An 18,810-nucleotide genomic window follows, 5' to 3' on the forward strand; every position below is an offset into this window, starting at 1 on the left:
CGGACATGCTTTCCCGCACCTCCAAGGCTTCTGCTCTGCTGCTGACCGCGGCCGTGCTGGCGGTCACCGCATGCTCCGGCGACGGCACCGGGGGCGGAGAGTCCGCCGAGGACGACAGTGCCTTCCCCACCCGCGCGTGCGGCGCGGTGGTCGACGTGTCGGGCTCCGCCGACGGCGGCCGGGTCGTGGAGCGGGCTTCCGAGTGGATCGCGGAGTTCCTCGACCCCGCGTCCTCATCCGGCTCCCGCTGCGACAGGCTGGTCATCACCGTGGCGATCCACAACAGCGAGGCGCTCACCTGCGACCCGGTGGAGTTGGAGATCGCCGTCTCGGGGGCGAACAGCCGCGCGCAGAACGCCTCCTGGGAGCGGAACCGGCAGGAGACCGGCTTCGTGCCCGTCGAGGAGGGCGAGACGCCGTCGGGTCCCGGCGTCGACGCCTGGGAGGAGCTGCGTGCCTGTGGCGTGCGGATGATCGAGGAGCGCAGCAACCAGGACAACAAGCTGCACTCCGACGTCCTGGGCGCGCTGCGCAAGCTCGGCGACCTGATGGACGACGGCCTCGACGGCGGCCGGATCGCGGTGGTCAGCGACGGCGAGCACAACGCCGAGACGCACTTCGGCGAACTGGACCTGGGCAGCGCCGAGTCGCGCGCGGAGGAGATCGAGCGGCTGCGCGAGGAGGGCCTGCTGCCCGACCTGTCCGGGGCCGAGGTGGTGTTCTACGGGCTGGGCAGCGGCCTGGAGGCGTCGTGGACCAGTTCGGAGGTGACCCGGCTGAAGGACTTCTGGGAGGAGGTCTCCCTGGCCGCGGGCGCGACGGCGGTCGACGACGCGTCCGCGGCGGAGTGAGCCTCGCGCACGGGGGCGGGCGCCGGAAACGGCGGCCCGCCCCTTCGGTTTCCCTCCGAGGTGTCAGGGGTGGTGGATGTCGGGCCACGGCGGCGCCGCCATGCCGTCGCCGATGGGGAAGGACGGGTGCGGCGGCTGGTTGTAGGCGGTGTTCTGCCAGGCGACCGCCACCCGGTACTGGGTGTCGTGCATCAGGGTGGGCACGCGCAGGTCGGTCGGGTGGGGCGTGGCGTGGATGCGCAGCGCCGAGTTGTCGCCGGTGCGCCAGACGACCTCCTCGCGCCAGTCGCCGAGGATGTCGCCGGACAGCGCCGGGGTGGCCTTGGTGCCGTTGTTGGAGGCCACGCCGCTTCCGGTGAGCAGGCGGCTGTCGCCGTTCGGACCGTACTTGTCGATACGGGTCTGGTCGAGCAGTTCCCGGGTGGGGTCGCCGTCCCACCAGATCAGGAAGTTGGCCGAGCCGGGCTTGCGGCCGACGCTGGTTCCGGAGGTGTTGAGCAGGCCGCTCACGCTCGACGACCAGAACTCCGCGCCGGGGCTGCCCGCCCAGACGTCACCGGCCACGCCGCGCCCGTTGTCGTCACCGGAGGCGGTGCGCCACAGGGTGGCGCCGGTGCGCGCGTCGACCAGCCACGCGTTGGGCTGGGAGCTGCTCTCGGAGACGCCATAGACCTCCAGGCCGGAGCGGTGGGGCACGAAGTCGCCGACGTGCAGGGCGTCGCCGTGGCCGTAGCCGGTGGTCCACATGGCGCGCCCGTCGTCGTCGACGGCCATCGCGCCGAACATGATCTCGTCGCGGCCGTCGCCGTCGGCGTCGGCGACGGACAGGGAGTGGAAGCCCTGGCCGTCGTATCCGCGTCCGGCGTTGGTGGAGCTGTCGGTGTCGAAGGTCCACCGGCGGGTCAGCCGCCCGTCGCGGAAGTCCCACGCCGCGATGACGGTGCGGGTGTAGTAGCCGCGGGAGAAGATCATGCTGGGCCGCTGTCCGTCCAGGTAGGCGGTTCCGGCGAGGAAGCGGTCCACCCGGTTGCCGTAGGAGTCGCCCCACGACGACACGTTGCCGCGGGCTGGCACGTAGTCGGCGGTGTCCAGGGCCCGGCCGGTGCGTCCGTCGAAGACGGTCAGGTACTCGGGGCCGGACAGCACGTAGCCGGAGGAGTTGCGGTGGTCGGCGGAGGCCGAGCCGATGACCGCGCCCGTGCCGTCGCGGGTGCCGTCGGCGGTCTTCATGGCGACCTCGGCGCGGCCGTCGCCGTCGTAGTCGTAGACCTGGAACTGGGTGTAGTGGGCTCCGGCGCGGATGTTGCGGCCCAGGTCGATGCGCCACAGCCGGGTGCCGTCGAGTTCGTAGGCGTCGATGAGCACCGGGCCGGTGTGGCCGGACTGGGAGTTGTCCTTGGCGTTGGTGGGCTCCCACTTGAGGACGATCTCGTAGCGGCCGTCGCCGTCGAGGTCGCCGACGCTGGCGTCGTTGGCGTCGTAGGTGTAGGAGGAGCCGTTGACACTGCCGCCCGCGGGGCGCTGCAGGGGTACGTCGAGGTAGCCGTCGGTGAAGTTCAGGGAGGCGGGCGAGGCGGCCCGCTCGACTCCGTCGACGACCGGGCGCACCGTGTAGGAGGCGTCCGCCGGGGCGCCGGAGTCCAGGTAGGAGGTGGCGTCGGTGAGCGGGGCGGAGTTGAGGCGGGTGGAGCCGCGGTAGACGTTGAACGCGACGTCCTGCGGGTCCGAGCCGAGCAGCCGCCAGCTCACCAGGTTGCCGTCGCCGCTGCGCACGCTGATCAGGCCGCGGTCGAGCCGTTCGGCCTGGCGGGCTCCGGTGGGGTCGGCCGGGGGCTCCGGCTCCTCCGGTTCTTCAGGCTCCTCGGGCTCTTCCGGTTCCTCGGGGTCGTCCGGGTCGGTCCGGCCGGTGCAGACGACGCCGTTGAGGGTGAAGGACTCGGGGACGCCGACCTCTCCGGTGTGGGTGGCGTTGAAGCCGAAGCTGACCGTGCCGCCGGTGCCGATCGCGGCGTTCCAGGAGACGTTGGAGGCGGTGACGTCGGCTCCGGAGGAGGCGAACTCGGCGTTCCAGCCCTGGGTGATGCGCTCCCCGGAGGGGAAGCTCCACCGCAGGGTCCAGCCGTCGACGGGATCGCCGAGGTTGGTGACGGTGAGGTTGCCGGTGAAGCCGGTGTTCCACTGGTTGACGCTGTAGTCGACGTCGCATCCGGCGGCGGCCGCGGCGGGGGCGCCGGTCGCCACGGCCGCGGTCGAGCACAGGGCGAGCGCGGTGAGCACGGCGAGGGCGCGTGCCGGTCCTCGCGGAGCGCTGTCGGGGGGAACGTGCCGCATGGGGAACTCCTCGTGGGGATCGGAACAGGGCACACACGCGTCTGGGATCGCTCCCAAGCAGAGTTGCCACAGACCGTAACACGGCGAACACGCTACGGAAAAGGCTTTCCCGACGCCGCGACTCCACACCGCCTCTCCGCCGCCCGCCGCGGCGAAGAGGACGGGTCACCCGGGAACCGGACAGCCGTCCCCGGGATCAGAGAGGGCATGACCGAGATCTCCTGCCCCAAATGCCCCGGCGCCCTCGTGCGGCAGACCCTCGCCGGGGTGACGGTGGAAAAGTGCTCCCAGTGCCGGGGACTGTTCCTCGACCGCGGTGAACTCGAAGAACTGCTGGAGGCCGAGCACCGCTGGAACCGCGGCTTCGAGACCGGGTACAGCGGGGGGCGCCGCCGCCGCGACAGCGACGAGGACGACGCCCACGAGAAGGACTACCAGGGCGAACGACGCAAACGCCAGAAGAGCTTCCTGGACGAGATCTTCGAGTAGGGCCGGAGCCGCCCCGGTCGGCTCTGCCGCCCCGCCCCGCGATCCGGACCGCGGGGCGGCCACTCCCCCGCCGACGGCTCCCGCCGGTCGGCGGAGCCGACATAACAGGGCCGGGCATTCGCTAGGCTCTTGGGGGGCGCGGCGCGTTTCCCCTGTCGGACCTGCGCCAAACACCGTTCTTTTTCGAACGCGTGTATGATCATGATGCCAGTACCCGTACCTCTACCGAAGGGGAGCCGCATCGTGGTCACCGAGGTCTTCACGCGCAAGTATTGCGACCCGCACGCCGTCACCGGCGAGAAGGTCGAGGCCACCGAGATCCTCCAGTTCGCCTGGGACGGCACCGTTCGCGAGGTCGACGCCTGTGAGGCGTGCAAGAAGGAGTACGACGCCAAGTTCGAGCCGCTGGTCGACTACTCCCGCCCGGTGAAGAAGCGCCGCACCAAGAAGGCGACCGACAGCACCCCCGCCCCCAGCGAGTCCTGAGCCGCCCGCACCCCGCTCCGGTTCATCCAGCGCACTGCTCCTGAACAGTGTCCGGGAGGGAGTCTTGGGCCCGCGTTCCGGAACTGCGCGCATCCCGAACGGTGGTGGATGCGCTGGTCGCCCGCGTTCTCGTTCCCTCCGTTCGGCGACGTGCACCGTGTGCGCGCTCCGTGACGGGGTGGCGGGTTTCCTCACGCCCTCGGACACCACGATCGGCCTGGACAGTCCGATGCCCAGCACCATCACTCCGGTGATGCCGGGGCGGTGTTGTCCGTCGCCGGATCGGGTGCCCGAGGGCGCGCCCGCCGATCGCCACCGAGGCGGCGCCGTGGCGGGTCATGTTGCGGTCTGTGCTGGTGAGGGGCTTTCTCCAGTGCTGGCCGCCCCACATGGGGATGTACGCTGGATCGACCGCGACGATCGCCGGGCCGTGTTCTGCGGCCGTGGACACGACGCGGGCCTCGAGCCCGCCGGTCGGCCTGCCGGATGCGGTCTGCCGCTCCAGGTCGGCCCTGTGACCGTGGGAGGAGACACGGACCCGCAGACCCGCGCCGCCGGTCGCGGACGGCGAGGTGTCCGCGCCGATGTCGACCAGGACCGTGCGCGGCCCCACCCGCTTCGCGGGAACCGGCAGCGTGCCCTCACGGAACCGGCGGTACGCGGAGCAATCCCCTGTGCACGTGCCCGTTCCGCCAGGTTCATGCGCAAGATCGCACAGCACTCGTGACACCTGGGGAAACCCACGGACACCTGTCCGAGGGCAGTCCCACCCCCTCGGCCGCCTTCTGCTCTCGGGGGTGTGCCCCCTCCCGTTCGGGGTAGCGGGTGCGCGCCCGGCGGGAGGAGCGCGCCGCACAGACCCGAGAGGCCCGCCCGGGCGCGCAGACGGGACTGGAGTTGGTGTGAGCATCTGGCGGACCAAGAGCATCGAGCAGTCGATCAGGGACACCGACGAACCGGGCCACCGGCTCCGCCGGGACCTCAGCGGCTTCGACCTGATCGTCTTCGGCATCGGCGTCATCATCGGGACCGGCATCTTCGTGGTCACCGGGCGCCAGGCGGCCGAGAACGCCGGCCCCGCCATCGTGCTGTCCTTCCTCGCCGCCGGAGCGGTGTGCGCGCTGGCGGCCATGTGCTACGCCGAGTTCGCCTCCACCGTGCCGGTCGCGGGCAGCGCCTACACGTTCGGCTACGCCACCCTCGGCGAGTTCGTCGCCTGGATCATCGGCTGGGACCTGATCCTGGAGTTCACCCTGGCCGCCTCCGTGGTGTCGGTGGGCTGGTCGGAGTACGCCGGCGACCTGCTCGGGGTACCCCTGTCCGTCCCGGTCGGGGACTACCGGATGAACGTCGGCGCGATGGCCGTCGCGGGAGCGCTGGGCCTGGTCGGCATGATGGGCGCCAAACTGTCGGGACGGGTCACCGCGGTCGTCGTGGCGGTCAAGGTCGGCATCGTGCTGTTCATCATCGCCGTGGGCGCCTACTACGTGGACCCCGCGAACTGGACGCCGTTCGTCCCTCCCGCCGAACCCGTGCCGCAGGACGTCCAGAGCGCGGGCGACCGACCGCTCACCCGGGTCCTGCTCGGCCTGGAGCCCACCTCCTTCGGGCTGTGGGGCGTGATCGCCGCCGCCTCCGTGGTGTTCTTCTCCTTCATCGGCTTCGACATCGTCGCCACCACCGCCGAGGAGACCCGCAACCCCAAGCGGGACATGCCCGTCGGGATCTTCGGGTCGCTGACCATCGTGACGATCCTGTACATGGCGGTGTCCGCCGTCGTCACCGGCATGCGCCCCTACCCGGAACTGGGCGTGGAGGCGCCCCTGGCCGACGCCTTCCGGTCGGTGGGCGCCGACTGGGCCGGGACGCTGATCTCACTGGGCGGCGTCATCGGCATCACCACCGTCATCCTGGTGCTGATGATGGGCCAGTCGCGGGTGGCGTTCGCCATGTCCCGGGACGGACTGCTGCCGCGCGGCCTGTCGCGCACCCACCCCCGGTTCGGCACCCCGTACGTGACGACGCTGCTGACCACCGCCGCCGTGGTGCTGCTGGCCGGTTTCGTTCCCATCGGCGCGCTGGAGGAGATGGTCAACATCGGCACCCTGTTCGCCTTCGTGGTGGTGTCGGTGGGCGTGGTGGTGCTGCGCCGGACCCGCCCCGACCTGCCCCGCGCCTTCCGCGTGCCGTGGTCGCCGGTGGTTCCGGCCCTGGCGGCCCTGGCCTGCCTGTGGCTGATGCTGAACCTGACCGTGGTCACCTGGCTGCGGTTCGCGGCGTGGATGCTGCTGGGCGTGGCCGTGTACCTCCTCTACGGGATGCGCCGCAGCAGGCTCGCCGCACCCCCCGGGCGGCGCACCGCGGAGGAGGTGTGAGCCCGGTCCCGCCCCGCCATCGACGGTCCTGCCGGAGAGGGCCTCTTCTCAGCCCTCTCGTGCCGGAGTCGTCACTGCTGGAGCTCCGCGGTCCCCGGCGCGCCCGTCTGGGTGAGCAGCGTCATCAGCCGCCCCGGCCGCCGGGACGGGGTGGTTCCCGCCACCGGCAGGCGGGCCTGGACGGTACCGTCGCGCGGCGGCGAGAGGGTGGCGCCGAGCCGGCGCATGATCCGCTGCATGGGCTGGTTGTCGGGGATGGTCTCGGCGCGCACCTCGGCCAGCCCCCAGTCCGCGGCGATGGCGGTGAGGACACGGGCCAGGCAGGTGCCGATCCCGTTGCCCTGCCAGATGTCCTCGACCAGGAACGCGATCTCGCCGACCCCCGGGTCCATCGTGTACATCAGGTGCGCCAGCGCGACGGGTTCACCCCCGCTCATGGGACGGGCGGCGAGGGTGAGTCCGCGCTCCCGGTCGCAGAAGACGTTGAGCAGTCGGGGGCTCAGCTCGTTGATGCCGGAGAAGTAGCGGCGGCGCTTGGTCTCGGCGGAGGAGCGCCGGTGCAGGCGCTGCAGCGCGTCGGCGTCCTCCGGGCCGACCTGCCACACGAACAGTTCGGTGCCGCGGTGGGTGATGACCGAGCCCCGGGTGGGCGCCGGACCGGTGGGCGGCAGCACCGACCGCACCAGGGCGTCGGCGCGGGCCGACTCCGTCCAGGTGAAGGGGCGGTCCATGCGGTGCAGGCGGACGGCGCGCAGCGGACCGACCGGGACGAGCAGGACGCTCTCGGGTTCCTCGGGGAAGTCCGGGACGGGCTTGCCGAGGTTGGTCCAGCGCGCGTCGTCGGCGCCCAGGAGTCCGCGCAGCGCCTCGGGCAACTGGTTGGGGGCGGACCGCAGCCGCGCGGTGAGCAGCAGCGCACGGGTGACGTCGTCGCCCACGTCGCGGGGGGCGGCGGGCACCGCCAGGACGTCGCCGTCCCGGCTGCGTTCGGCGAGGTCGGCGAGCATGCGGTGGTGGGAGCCGGGAACGTCGACGATGAACTCGTCGACCGCGCCCACCGCGTCGGTGTGGATGGACAGCCCCACGACGTTTCCGCCGTGGTCGGCCATGACCTGGACGATCCTGGCCAGCTCTCCCGGCCGGTCGTCGACCGCCACCCGGATGCGCCACAGAGCCATCTCCGCCACCTCCCGAACCGGGGTGTCTTCTCACCTCGGTGTCCCAGTCTCGGCAGCGGATGTTTCGGGGGTGCTACACGTGAGTAAGGGCCGGACGAAGCCGGGGCCATGCCCGTCCCAAGGAGATCCGGGCCCTGGAGGAGTCCGCCCCGCCGGGAGCGGACCGGGCTCCCCTCACACCTTCGCCGCGGTGAGGTCGGCCAGGGCCTCGGTGAGCGCGGTGACGCCCGCGTAGCAGTCGGCGGGGTCGGCGCGCTCCTCGGGAGCGTGCGAGATTCCGGTGGGGTTGCGCACGAAGAGCATCGTCGCGGGCACCGCCGAGGCCAGGATGGCCGCGTCGTGTCCGGCGCCGGTGGACATCACGGGTGCGGGCGAGTCGCCGCCGACGACGGCGGCCAGCCGGTCGCACAGCTCCTCGGGGAAGGCCACCTTCGGGAAGAAGGACTCCTGGAAGCTGGCCAGGGTGACGCCATGTTCGGCCGCGGCGAGGCGGGCCGCCAGGTCCACGCTGTCGACGAGGGAGCGCAGGGCGGCTTCCCCGGGGGCCCGGGCGTCCAGCCAGGCGCGCACCCGCGAGGGGATCGAGTTGCTGTTGTTGGGGGTGAGCCACACCCTGCCGACGGTGGCGACGGCGCCGTGCTCGACGGCGGCGCGGCGCACCGCGGTCACCGTCTCGGCGAACGGCAGCATGGGGTCGTTGCGGTCGGCGATCCGGGTGGTTCCGGCGTGGTCGGCCTGGCCGGAGAAGTCCATGCGCCATCGGCCGTGCGGCCAGACCGTTCCGGCCACGCCCACCGGGGCGCCCAGGCGGGCCAGGGAGCGTCCCTGTTCGATGTGGAGTTCCACGAAGACGCCGATCCGGGCGAGCCGTTCGGGGTCGGCGCCGAGGTGGTCGGGGTCCAGTCCGGCGTCGGCCATGGCGCGGGCCCAGGTGACGCCGCCCTCGTCGGTGAGCCCGCGTGCCCGCTCGGCGGTGATGGCCCCGGTGAGCAGGCGCGATCCGAGACGGGGCACACCGAAGCGGGCGCCCTCCTCCTCGACGAAGACCACCACCGCCAGGGGGCGGGTGGGCCGCAGTCCGCGCCGGTTGAGTTCGTCCACGGCAGCCAGTGCGCTGACCACGCCGAGCGGGCCGTCGAACGCTCCGCCGTTGGGGACGGAGTCCAGGTGCGATCCGGTGACGACCGCGTCGGGTCCCGGTTCTCCCAGCCAGGCCCACAGGTTGCCGTTGCGGTCGGTCTCCACCGTCATGTTCCGGGCGTGGGCCTCGGCGGTGAACCAGGTGCGGATCTCGGCGTCCACCGGTGTCCAGGAGTAGCGCTGGTAGCCGCCGGTGGTGCGGTCGCGTCCCAGAGGGGCGAGACCAGCCCACAACCGGTCGAAGGTGTCGCTCACGGGTCGCTCCTCATCGTCGCTGGGTCCTGCCTGTCGGGCCGTGACGGCACGCGAACCGGCGCGCCTCCCGGTTCTAGTTTCCCGAAACGGACCTCTCCGGCACGAGTGTCCCGCACCGGCTGTGCCGAGACGGTTACCGTCCCGCTCTCGGGAGCGTTCGCCTCCGTGTCGGCACTTCGGCCGGTCGACGCGCGACCGGGACGGGCAGCGCGGTGGGCGCCCACCGGGACGGAAAAACCGGTGGGCGCCCTCCAGTGTGCGTGGGACGGACACGCACGGTGTGAGGAAGGTCTACGACACGGCTCCGGCGAACCATTGACGTGCCCTATTCAACACCTCGGGAGGCAGTCCGTGTCCACCCGGGTGCTCGTGCATCTGCACGGTCGCAGAGCATTCTCGCAGTTGATCGGCCAACAGGCGAGCCTGATCGATGGGTGTGACGGTATCGGCGACCCCCGCCCCGACGAACACCGACACGTCCGAGAGGTCCACCGGCCGGATCGGTCTGCCCTGCAGCGGCGCGGCGACGGCGAACAGGGCTGCCCTGCGCAGCAGGCCGGGGTGCAGCAACAGGGTGGCCGCGGCCATGTTCGCCCCGTTGGAGAAGCCGACCGCGGCCGTGGCTGCGGGGTCGAGGCCGTAGGCCGCGGTGGCTGCCCGGACGAAGTCGGCCAGTTCGGCCGCGCGGGCGATCACGTCGTCGACGTCGAACACGCCCTCGCGCAGGCGGCGGAACCAGCGGTTGGCCCCGTTCTCGTCGACCCTGCCGCGCGGCGACAGCAGCGCGGCGCCGGGGACCAGGACCTGTCCCAGCTCCAGCAGGTCGTACTCGTCGGCTCCGGTGCCGTGCAGCAGGAGCAGGGTGGGCGCGCCCGGATGGCTCCCCGGGCGGAACACGTGGGTGAAGCCGAGATCGGCCACCGGTCTCACTCCTCGGTCTTCAGGGCGGGCAGCGTCCGCTCGATCTGGGTCCGGTTGGGCTCCAGCCACGGCGGCAGCCGGAGTCTGCGGCCGAGTTCCAGCAGCGGCTCGTCGTAGTCGAATCCGGGGCCGTCGGTGGCGATCTCCAGCAGCACCCCGCCGGGCTCGCGGAAGTAGACGGAGGTGAAGTAGGAGCGGTCGCGCACCTCGGTCACGTTCACCCCGTCGTCCAGCAGGCGCTGCCGCCAGTCGAGTTGGGCCTGCTGGTCGGGGGCCCGGTAGGCGACGTGGTGCACGGTGCCCACGGCCACCTGGCCGAGCCGGGCGGTGGGCATGGCGACGACGTCCACGACGGTGCCCACGGCCTGTCCCGCCGCGCCGGTGCGGAAGCGCAGGCGCGCGCCGTCCTCGGCGGCCAGGGTGAAGCCGAGTCGGTCCTGGAGCATGGCGGCGGTCTGCTCGTGGTCGCGTTCGGTGAGGGTGACCGCGCGGATGCCGCGGATGGCGTGCTCGACCGGGACCCCGCCGCCGTCCCACGGGTCGGTGTCGTGGTGGTCGGGACCGGCTACCAGTTCGAGGAGCAGGCCGTCGGGGTCGCGCAGACTCAGCACGTCCTCCTCCAGCCGCTCCTCCGGCCTGCTGGAGGGCACGCCCAGCCGCGCCAGGTGCTGCTGCCACCAGCCGATCGATCCCTCGGGCACGGAGAAGGAGGTGACGGTGGCCTGGCCCGCCCCGATCCGCCCCCTGGGCGCCTCGGGCCACGGGAAGAAGGTCATGATGGTGCCCGGGTTGCCCGCGCGGTCGCCGTAGTACAGGTGGTAGGTGTCGGGGGCGTCGAAGTTGACCGTCCGTTTGACCAGCCGCATTCCCAACACGGTGCGGTAGAAGTCCGCGTTGGTCTGCGGGTCGCCGGCGATCGCGGTGACGTGGTGGATTCCTGACGGCCGCACGGTCATGGCAGCGTCCTCGCTTCCGTTCGTTCGGGTTGCACACCGAAAAACAGTTGAAAGTTAAACCTTATTTCGGTGGGGCGCCACCCCGACAGCCCGCGGACACGACGAGGCCCCCACCGTCGTGTCGGCGGGGGCCTCGTGGCGATGTCGATCATGGGCCGCCCGGAGAGGACCTCGGGCCGGTCTCCCGGCCACCCTTCCGGCGGCGGGCGCGACCGCGGCTCAGTCGTTTCGAGGCTTGATGGCGGCCGCGATCGCGGCGCGCTCGGCACGCAGTTTGGCCAGCGCCTCTTCCAGGATGGCCTGGCCGTCGGCGTCGCTGCGCCGCTCCTTCACATAGGCCAGGTGGGTCTTGTAGGGCTCGGTCTTCGGAGGCGCCGGGGGGTTGTCAGGGTCCTTCCCGGCGGGGAAGCCGCAACGGGGGCAGTCCCATTCGTCGGGGACCTGAGCCTCGTGCGAGAAGCTCGGAACCACTTCGTGCTTGTTGGCGCAGTAGAACGCGACACGAATCCGCGGCGCCGCCTCACCGCGCTCGGCCTCGCCCATCGGGCCGGCGCCGACGCGACTGCCGCGGATGGCACTGCCACTACCCACGAAAAACTCCTTCAGCGTGATGGGCCCCGGGCGGGAGAAGATCCGTCGCACACTCCGTGAGACACCAGACGCCGAGCGCGCGTGCCCGGGGCGTGCGAGCGCAGGGTCACGCCCCCTGTTGGAGGATGAGCAGGCCGAGCGCGACGATGCCGACGATCCAGACGAGACCGGTGGCGATGGTCAGCCGGTCGAGGTTGCGCTCGACCACCGATGACCCTCCCAGGGAGGAGGTGACACCGCCGCCGAACAGATCGGACAGGCCACCACCTTTGCCCTTGTGGAGCAGCACCAACATGATCATCAGCACGCTGACGACCATCAGGGCAATGGACAGACCGACGATAATCACATGCTCACCCGTAACTCGACCCCAACGAGGGGGAATTCAAACGATCTGGAATCCCGTCCGCTTCCGCACCGCCCGAGGGGAAAGCGAAAACTCCGGACAGGGTATCGGGAACATTACCTGATTTTACCCCCGACACTGTAGGCCCCGGAGCACCCCGCCGCGAAAGTCGTCCCCGCGGTCGCGTGTCGGCGGGCCGCCGCCCGGCGCGCCCGCCGACACCGTCGGCGCTCAGTCCTGCGTTCCGGCGCGGACCAGACTGACGAACTCGTCGGCCTTGAGGCTCGCCCCGCCGACGAGGGCGCCGTCGACGTCCTCCTTGGCCATGATCGCGGCGACGTTTCCGCTCTTGACCGAACCGCCGTAGAGGATGCGGACCTGCTCCGCGGTCTCGGACGAGTACAGCTCACCGATCCGGCCGCGCAGCGCCGCGCACACCTCCTGGGCGTCCTCGGGGGTGGCGACCTCTCCGGTGCCGATCGCCCACACCGGTTCGTAGGCGATGACCAGGCGGCGGACCTGCTCCTCGGTGACGCCCTTGAGCGCGCCCTCCAACTGGGCGAGGGTGTGCTCGACCTGGCGGCCCGCCCTGCGGACCTCCAGGCCCTCGCCCAGGCACAGGATCGGCGTGATGTCGTTGGCGAAGGCCGCCCTGACCTTCGCGTTGACCACCGCGTCGTCCTCGTGGTGGTACTCGCGCCGCTCGGAGTGCCCGGCCAGCACGTAGGAGCAGCCGAGCTTGGCCAGCATCGGCCCCGACACCTCACCGGTGTAGGCACCCCTGTCGTGCTGGGAGATGTCCTGGGCGCCGTAGGCGATCTGCAGCTTGTCGCCCTCGACGAGGGTCTGCACGCTGCGCAGCGCCGTGAACGGCGGCAGCACCGCGATGTCCGCGGCGTCGAAGTCGGCCTCGTTGAGGGCGAACGCCATCTTCTGCACCAGGGCGATGGCCTCGAGGTGGTTGTTGTGCAGCTTCCAGTTGCCCGCGATCAGCGGCTTGCGCTTGGCGGTTGCCATGGGTCTCCTAGTCCTCCAGTGCCGCGATGCCGGGCAGGGTCTTTCCTTCGAGGTACTCCAGGCTGGCGCCGCCGCCGGTGGAGATGTGTCCGAACGCCTTCTCGTCGAAGCCGAGCGCCCGCACGGCCGCCGCCGAGTCGCCGCCGCCGACCACGGTGAACGCGTCGGAGTCGGCCAGCGCCCGGGCCACCGCGCGCGTGCCGTTCGCGTACGGCTCCATCTCGAACACGCCCATCGGGCCGTTCCAGAACACGGTCGCCGCGTCGGCCAGCTTCGCGGCGAACAGTTCCGCCGAGGCCGGTCCGATGTCCAGCCCCATCCGCTCGGCGGGAATCCTGTCGACGGCGACCACGTCGTGCGCCGCGTCGGCGGCGAACTTCTCGGCGGCCACCACGTCGACGGGCAGGACGAACTCCACACCGCGCTCCTCGGCGCGGCGCAGGTAGCCGTTGACGGTGTCGATCTGGTCGCGCTCCAGCAGGCTGGCGCCCACCTCGTAGCCCTTGGCCGCGAGGAAGGTGTAGGTCATGCCGCCGCCGATGAGGATGCGGTCGGCGGTGTCGAGCAGGTTGTCGATGACGCCCAGCTTGTCGGAGACCTTGGAGCCGCCCAGCACCACCGCGTAGGGGCGGTCCGGGGACTCGGTCAGCCTGCGCAGTACGTCGACCTCGGTGAACACCAGGCCGCCCGCGGCGTGCGGGAGGCGCTTGGGCAGGTCGTAGACGCTGGCGTGCTTGCGGTGCACCGCGCCGAAGCCGTCGCCGACGTACAGTTCGGCGAGCGCGGCGAGCCGGTCGGCGAACGCGCCGCGTTCGGTGTCGTCCTTGCTGGTCTCCCCCGGCTCGAACCGCAGGTTCTCGACCAGCGCCACCTCGCCGTCGGCCAGTTCGCGGCTGACCGCGAGGGCGGCCTCGCCCGCGGTGTCGGAGGCGAAGCGCACCCGCGTGCCCAGCAGTTCGCCCAGCCGGACGGCGACGGGACGCAGCGAGTAGGCGGGGTCGACCTTGCCCTTGGGGCGGCCCAGGTGGGCGCCGACGATCACGCGGGCGCCCCGCTCGCGGAGCTTGGTGATGGTGGGCAGGCTGGCCCGGATACGGCCGTCGTCGGTGATGCGGTCACCGTCGAGCGGCACGTTGAGATCGGCCCGGACGAAAACGCGCTTGCCCGCGACGTCGAGGTCCTCGATCGTCCGCATGTCTACTTCTCTTTCTGGAAGCGGTCTACATGGGCGGCGACGCCCCCCTCGGCCCCGCGAGGGCCGGTGGTGAGGGCGTCGCCGGTGCCGTGGGCGGCGTGTGTCAGAGGTTGGAGCCGACCAGCTTGGCCAGGTCGACGAGGCGGTTGGAGTAGCCCCACTCGTTGTCGTACCAGCCGACGACCTTGACCTGGTTGCCGAAGGCCATGGTGAGGCTGGCGTCGAAGGTGCAGGAGGGCGGGGTGCCGACGATGTCGGAGGAGACGATCGGGTCCTCGGTGTAGAGGAGCACGTCCTTGAGCGGGCCCTCGGCCGCGGCCTTGAACGCGGCGTTGACCTCCTCCTTGGTGACCTCGCGCTCCAGGGTGACCACCAGGTCGGTGACGGAGCCGTCGGGAACCGGAACCCGCATCGCCAGACCGTCCAGCTTGCCCTGCAGCTCGGGCAGCACCAGCGCGGTGGCCTTGGCGGCACCGGTGGTGGTGGGGATGATGTTCTGCGCGGCGGCGCGGGCCCGGCGCAGGTCCTTGTGCGGGTAGTCGAGGATGACCTGGTCGTTGGTGTACGCGTGCACCGTGGTCATGAGGCCCTTGGCGATGCCGAAGTTCTCCAGCAGGGTCTTGGCCATCGGCGCAACGCAGTTGGTGGTGCAGGAGGCGTTGGACAGGACGTGGTGGTTGGCCGGGTCGTACTTGTCGTCGTTGACGCCCATGACGACGGTCAGGTCCTCGCCCTTGGCCGGGGCGGAGATGATGACCTTCTTGGCGCCCGCCTCAAGGTGCTTCTTGGCGTCCTCGGCCTTGGTGAAGAAGCCGGTGGACTCGATGACGACGTCCACGCCGAGCTCGCCCCAGGGCAACTGGGCGGGGTCGCGCTGAGCGAGCGCCTTCATGGTGACGTTGCCGACCGTGATGCTGTCCTCGCCGACCTCGACCTCGCCGGGCAGGGTGCCCAGCACGGTGTCGTACTTGAGCAGGTGGGCGAGGGTCGCCTTGTCGGTGAGGTCGTTGACGGCCACGATCTCGACATCGCTGCCCTCGGCGGCCTGGACCGCGCGCCAGAAGTTGCGGCCGATACGTCCGAATCCGTTCACGCCTACACGGATGGTCACGGAAACCATTCTCCTCACGTGTCGTCTGCGTCGTCGACGCTGGCTTCCGACGCACCACGCGCCGGATTGCGGAAAACAGTGTGCGTTGGGATGGGGCGAGCCTACCGTCTGCGCCCTCAGCCGCCGGAGTCGGCTCGACCACGGAGCGCCGGTTGCCCCTTCGATGCCAATACTGGCACCTTCACACACCAGAGGTATAGACCATTAGATCGTATTTTTTGCCCTCGTACACCATCGTTTCCGCAGTTCGTGAAAGTGTGGGCGACCAGAGGAAACCATTCACACTTTATTACGAGCGCATTAACGAGGTTTCTTGGCGTGCCGCTCGGCTCCGGCCGCCACCGTGCCCGCCGCAGCCCCCTCCCGCACCAGCCGCCGACCGCTTCCTGTGGTCATCCTCACATCAGGGTTTGAGCGTGTCGGCGCTCGTCCTCACATCAGGGCACGAGCATGTCGGGAGTCAGGTTGGCCTCGGTGTTGGGGATGCCCAGATCCGCTGCGCGCTTGTCCGCCATGGCCAGCAGGCGCCGGATCCGCCCCGCGATGGCGTCCTTGGTCAACGGCGGGTCCGACAGCTGCCCCAACTCCTCCAGGGAGGCCTGCTTGTGCTCCAGACGCAGCTTGCCCGCGGCGACCAGGTGCTCGGGGGCGTCGTCGGCGAGGATCTCCAGGGCGCGCTCCACCCGGGCGCCCGCGGCGACCGCGGCACGGGCGCTGCGCCGCAGGTTCGCGTCGTCGAAGTTGGCCAGCCGGTTGGCGGTGGCCCGCACCTCGCGGCGCATCCGCCGCTCCTCCCACGCCAGCACGCTCTGGTGGGCGCCCAGCAGGGTCAGCAGCGCGCTGATGGAGTCGCCGTCGCGCACCACCACCCGGTCCACCCCCCGCACCTCGCGGGCCTTGGCGTGCACCTTGAGCCGCCGCGCCGCACCCACCAGGGCCAGCGCCGCCTCGGGGCCGGGACAGGTGATCTCCAGGGACATGGACCGCCCCGGCTCGGTGAGCGAACCGTGCGCGATGAAGGCGCCGCGCCAGGCCGACTCCGCGTCGCAGGCCCCGCCCGCCACCACGTGCCGCGGCAGGCCGCGGACGGGACGGCCGTTGCCGTCGATCAGCCCGGTCTGGCGGGCCAGGCTCTCACCGTCCCTGATGACCCGGACCACGTAGCGGTTGCCCTTGCGTAGACCACTGGGGGCCAGCACCACCACCTCGGACTCGTGCCCGAAGACCTCGGAGACGTCCTTGCGCAGCCGCCGCGCGGCGGCTCCGGTGTCGAGTTCGGCCTCGATCACGATACGTCCGCCGACCAGGTGCAGCCCGCCGGTGAAACGCAGAATCGTCGAGACTTCCGCTTTGCGGCAGCATGGCTTGAGAACGGTCAGCCGGCTCAACTCGTCCTTCACCACGCCGGTCATCGCCATGGATGCGGCCCCTTCCCCCTGTAGAACGCACACGTGCGCGCCGCGGCCAAGCAGCGCCCTTCGTGGCAGACTACTTGCCAGCGCGGCCAACTCCATGCCCTCTGCGCGTGTGTCCGGTTCCTTGACCGATCCGACACCCCCGCACTTTCTCGAACCTTTGCGGCCAGGATCGCTCAGTCGGCGAATATCTGATCGAAGGCGACCGCGAAGCGGTCCGGATCGTGCCGGGGGGAGCCGTCGTCGACGGCCAGGTCGGCCAGCACCAGCCGCGCTCCCAACTCCGCGGCCACCCGCTCCAACCGGACCGTGTCCTCCACCCCCTTGCGGTCGGCCAGCACCACGTCCACCCGCAACTCGGGCGCGTGGTCGGCCAGCACCTCCAGGTAGGTGTGCGCGGCGAACCCGTCGGTCTCGCCCCGCTGGGGCGACAGGTTGAGCGCGACCACCCGCCGCGCCCGGGTGTCCACCAGCGCCCGCGCCAGGTCCGGGACGAGCAGGTGCGGCAGCACACTGGTGAACCAGGAGCCGGGGCCGAACACCACCCAGTCGGCCTCGTGCACCGCCCTGACCACCTGACCGGGCACCGGCGGCCGGTCGGGGATCAGCGAGATGGACCGCACCCGCCCCCGGGTGCTGGCGCAGGCCACCTGCCCGCGCACGGTCACCACCTCGTCGGGGCGGGCCGGATCGGCGCCCTCCACCTCGGCGACGATGTCGAGCGGCACCGAGGACATCGGCAGCACCCGGCCGTGCGCGCCGAGCAACTGCCCCACCCAGTCCAGGGCGGCCACCGAGTCGCCCAGCAGCTCCCACAGCGCCACGATGAGCAGGTTGCCCACCGCGTGCCCGTGCAGCTCGCCCTCGGAGCGGAACCGGTGCTGCACGACCTCGCTCCAGGTGCTGCCCCACTCGTCGTCGCCGCACAGCGCCGCCAGCGCCATGCGCAGATCCCCCGGGGGAAGGACACCCAGCTCACGCCGGAGCCGCCCGCTGGAACCGCCGTCGTCGGCGACCGTCACCACCGCGGTGACGTCGGTGGTGACCCGGCGCAGTGCGGACAGCGAGGCGTACAGTCCGTGCCCCCCGCCCAGCGCGACCACGCGCGGCGGTGCGGAAACGCCGTCGTCCGCACCCGGTTTCTCCCAAGCGTCCTCATAACCCGACATAGGTCTACGCGTACCTCTTCCCCTCCCGGCTCCGCCTCGGCGGTCCGGAACACCGTGGTGCGGCCCTCGGCGCCGCGTCGTCGCCTACTCGCGGCCCAGGTCGCGGTGGATGATGTTCACCTCGACCCCCTCGTCGCGCAGCCGCTCGGCGAGCTGCTCGGACATGGCGACGCTGCGGTGCTTTCCTCCGGTGCAGCCCACCGCGAGTGTCATGTAGTGCTTGCCCTCGCGCAGGTACCCGCCGGCGAGCAGCCGCAACACCTCGGTGTAGGAGTCCAGTAGCTCCTTGGCCCCGCGCTGGGCCAGCACGTAGTCGCGGACCGGGTCGTCCTGCCCGGTCATCGGCCTCAGCTCCGGAACCCAGTGCGGGTTGGGCAGGAACCGGCAGTCGAGCACCAGGTCGGCGTCGACCGGAAGACCGTGCTTGAACCCGAAGGAGACCACGTTGGCGCGCAGGTGGGTCTCGCGGGCCCGCCCGAAGAAGCCCACCATCTTGGCCTTGAGCTGGTGCACGTTGAGCTGGGAGGTGTCGATGACCAGGTCGGCCTCGCCGCGGATGGAGCGCAGCAGCTCGCGCTCCCGGCTGATCCCGTCGGTCAGCCGCCCGTCCCCCTGCAGCGGGTGCGGGCGGCGCACGCTCTCGAAGCGGCGCACCAGGGTGTCGTCGCCGGCCTCCAGGAACACCACGCGGGCGGCGATACCGCGGCTGCGCAGCTCCTCGACGCAGGACAGCAGGTCCTCGGTGAAGGCCATGCTGCGCACGTCGACGACGGCGGCCACCCGCGGCACCGCGCCGTGGGTGCGTCCGGCGAGGTCGATCATGGTGGGCAGCAGCCCCGGCGGCAGGTTGTCGACGACGAACCAGTCGAGGTCCTCCAGCGCCCGCGCGGCGGTGCTGCGCCCGGCTCCCGACATGCCCGTCACGACGACGATCTCCGGTGAGAAGTCGCCTCCCCGACTGGTCGTCACGTGCTCATCTCCCAT

At 71.3% G+C, this 18,810-nt stretch carries 17 protein-coding genes and 1 pseudogene; 4 read left to right on the forward strand and 14 right to left on the reverse strand.

Annotated features, from left to right (window positions below):
• Positions 1–5 precede the first annotated feature (5 nt).
• Positions 6–851, forward strand: a complete 846-nt coding sequence (locus NI17_RS12430) for a hypothetical protein (RefSeq protein WP_068692771.1) — start codon at positions 6–8, stop codon at positions 849–851.
• Positions 852–914: 63 nt separating this feature from the next.
• On the opposite strand, the gene NI17_RS12435 is transcribed toward NI17_RS12430, so the two are convergent.
• Positions 915–3,182: a rhamnogalacturonan lyase family protein gene (locus tag NI17_RS12435; RefSeq protein ID WP_068692770.1), complete on the reverse strand. Its 2,268-nt coding sequence runs from the start codon at positions 3,180–3,182 to the stop codon at positions 915–917.
• A gap of 207 nt (positions 3,183–3,389) precedes the next feature.
• On the opposite strand from NI17_RS12435, the gene NI17_RS12445 reads away from it, so the two are divergent.
• Positions 3,390–3,671, forward strand: a complete 282-nt coding sequence (locus NI17_RS12445) for a zf-TFIIB domain-containing protein (protein WP_068692769.1) — start codon at positions 3,390–3,392, stop codon at positions 3,669–3,671.
• 243 nt (positions 3,672–3,914) lie between these two features.
• Complete coding sequence (locus NI17_RS12450) at positions 3,915–4,157, forward strand: hypothetical protein (RefSeq protein ID WP_068692768.1); 243 nt, start codon at positions 3,915–3,917, stop codon at positions 4,155–4,157.
• Positions 4,158–4,644: 487 nt separating this feature from the next.
• Here the strand turns inward: NI17_RS12450 and NI17_RS24715 are convergent.
• A pseudogene (locus NI17_RS24715) lies at positions 4,645–4,875 on the reverse strand (hypothetical protein); the annotation flags it as partial.
• Positions 4,876–5,059: 184 nt separating this feature from the next.
• Between NI17_RS24715 and NI17_RS12455 the strand changes: the two are divergent.
• Entirely contained in the window at positions 5,060–6,532 is a 1,473-nt protein-coding gene (locus NI17_RS12455; protein ID WP_068692766.1) for an amino acid permease, read from the forward strand.
• Between the two features lie 71 nt (positions 6,533–6,603).
• Here the strand turns inward: NI17_RS12455 and NI17_RS12460 are convergent, their stop codons facing one another.
• From NI17_RS12460 to rapZ, 12 genes are all read right to left on the reverse strand, one after another.
• A complete protein-coding gene (locus tag NI17_RS12460; protein WP_068692841.1) occupies positions 6,604–7,710 on the reverse strand; it encodes a GNAT family N-acetyltransferase in 1,107 nt (368 codons plus the stop codon).
• Between the two features lie 174 nt (positions 7,711–7,884).
• The gene (locus NI17_RS12465; RefSeq protein WP_068692765.1) at positions 7,885–9,105 is read right to left on the reverse strand and encodes an allantoate amidohydrolase; all 1,221 of its coding nucleotides are present in this window, start codon (positions 9,103–9,105) and stop codon (positions 7,885–7,887) included.
• Positions 9,106–9,396: 291 nt separating this feature from the next.
• A complete protein-coding gene (locus NI17_RS12470; RefSeq protein ID WP_068692764.1) occupies positions 9,397–10,035 on the reverse strand; it encodes an alpha/beta hydrolase in 639 nt (212 codons plus the stop codon).
• Positions 10,032–10,982: a VOC family protein gene (locus NI17_RS12475; RefSeq protein ID WP_068692763.1), complete on the reverse strand. Its 951-nt coding sequence runs from the start codon at positions 10,980–10,982 to the stop codon at positions 10,032–10,034. Before NI17_RS12475 ends, NI17_RS12470 begins: the two co-directional genes overlap by 4 nt.
• Before the next feature lie 219 nt (positions 10,983–11,201).
• Positions 11,202–11,573: an RNA polymerase-binding protein RbpA gene (locus NI17_RS12480; RefSeq protein WP_068692762.1), complete on the reverse strand. Its 372-nt coding sequence runs from the start codon at positions 11,571–11,573 to the stop codon at positions 11,202–11,204.
• Positions 11,574–11,679: 106 nt separating this feature from the next.
• The gene (gene secG / locus NI17_RS12485; RefSeq protein WP_068692840.1) at positions 11,680–11,919 is read right to left on the reverse strand and encodes a preprotein translocase subunit SecG; all 240 of its coding nucleotides are present in this window, start codon (positions 11,917–11,919) and stop codon (positions 11,680–11,682) included.
• A 231-nt stretch (positions 11,920–12,150) separates the two neighbouring features.
• Positions 12,151–12,936: a triose-phosphate isomerase gene (gene tpiA, locus NI17_RS12490; RefSeq protein WP_119267743.1), complete on the reverse strand. Its 786-nt coding sequence runs from the start codon at positions 12,934–12,936 to the stop codon at positions 12,151–12,153.
• A gap of 7 nt (positions 12,937–12,943) precedes the next feature.
• Positions 12,944–14,131 carry a phosphoglycerate kinase gene (locus NI17_RS12495; RefSeq protein ID WP_068692760.1) on the reverse strand — a complete coding sequence of 396 codons (1,188 nt, stop codon included), beginning with the start codon at positions 14,129–14,131 and terminating at the stop codon, positions 12,944–12,946.
• Positions 14,132–14,234: 103 nt separating this feature from the next.
• Positions 14,235–15,242, reverse strand: coding sequence for a type I glyceraldehyde-3-phosphate dehydrogenase (gene gap / locus NI17_RS12500; RefSeq protein WP_068692759.1), 1,008 nt, complete (start codon positions 15,240–15,242; stop codon positions 14,235–14,237).
• A 437-nt stretch (positions 15,243–15,679) separates the two neighbouring features.
• Entirely contained in the window at positions 15,680–16,660 is a 981-nt protein-coding gene (whiA, locus tag NI17_RS12505; RefSeq protein WP_068692758.1) for a DNA-binding protein WhiA, read from the reverse strand.
• Positions 16,661–16,833: 173 nt separating this feature from the next.
• On the reverse strand, positions 16,834–17,760 hold the full coding sequence (locus NI17_RS12510) for a gluconeogenesis factor YvcK family protein (RefSeq protein ID WP_068692757.1): 927 nt from the start codon (positions 17,758–17,760) through the stop codon (positions 16,834–16,836).
• A gap of 150 nt (positions 17,761–17,910) precedes the next feature.
• Complete coding sequence (gene rapZ / locus NI17_RS12515; protein WP_068692756.1) at positions 17,911–18,795, reverse strand: RNase adapter RapZ; 885 nt, start codon at positions 18,793–18,795, stop codon at positions 17,911–17,913.
• Between the last annotated feature and the right edge of the window lie 15 nt (positions 18,796–18,810).

It is taken from the genome of Thermobifida halotolerans, assembly GCF_003574835.2.
Lineage (GTDB): Bacteria > Actinomycetota > Actinomycetes > Streptosporangiales > Streptosporangiaceae > Thermobifida > Thermobifida halotolerans.

Excerpts from the sequence above, each read along its gene's own strand:
- NI17_RS12430 (WP_068692771.1), top strand. The coding sequence starts at position 6 with ATGCTTTCCCGCACCTCCAAGGCTTCTGCTCTGCTGCTGACCGCGGCC.
- NI17_RS12435 (WP_068692770.1), bottom strand. The coding sequence starts at position 3,182 with ATGCGGCACGTTCCCCCCGACAGCGCTCCGCGAGGACCGGCACGCGCC.
- NI17_RS12445 (WP_068692769.1), top strand. The coding sequence starts at position 3,390 with ATGACCGAGATCTCCTGCCCCAAATGCCCCGGCGCCCTCGTGCGGCAG.
- NI17_RS12460 (WP_068692841.1), bottom strand. The coding sequence starts at position 7,710 with ATGGCTCTGTGGCGCATCCGGGTGGCGGTCGACGACCGGCCGGGAGAG.
- NI17_RS12475 (WP_068692763.1), bottom strand. The coding sequence starts at position 10,982 with ATGACCGTGCGGCCGTCAGGAATCCACCACGTCACCGCGATCGCCGGC.
- tpiA (WP_119267743.1), bottom strand. The coding sequence starts at position 12,936 with ATGGCAACCGCCAAGCGCAAGCCGCTGATCGCGGGCAACTGGAAGCTG.
- NI17_RS12495 (WP_068692760.1), bottom strand. The coding sequence starts at position 14,131 with ATGCGGACGATCGAGGACCTCGACGTCGCGGGCAAGCGCGTTTTCGTC.
- whiA (WP_068692758.1), bottom strand. The coding sequence starts at position 16,660 with ATGGCGATGACCGGCGTGGTGAAGGACGAGTTGAGCCGGCTGACCGTT.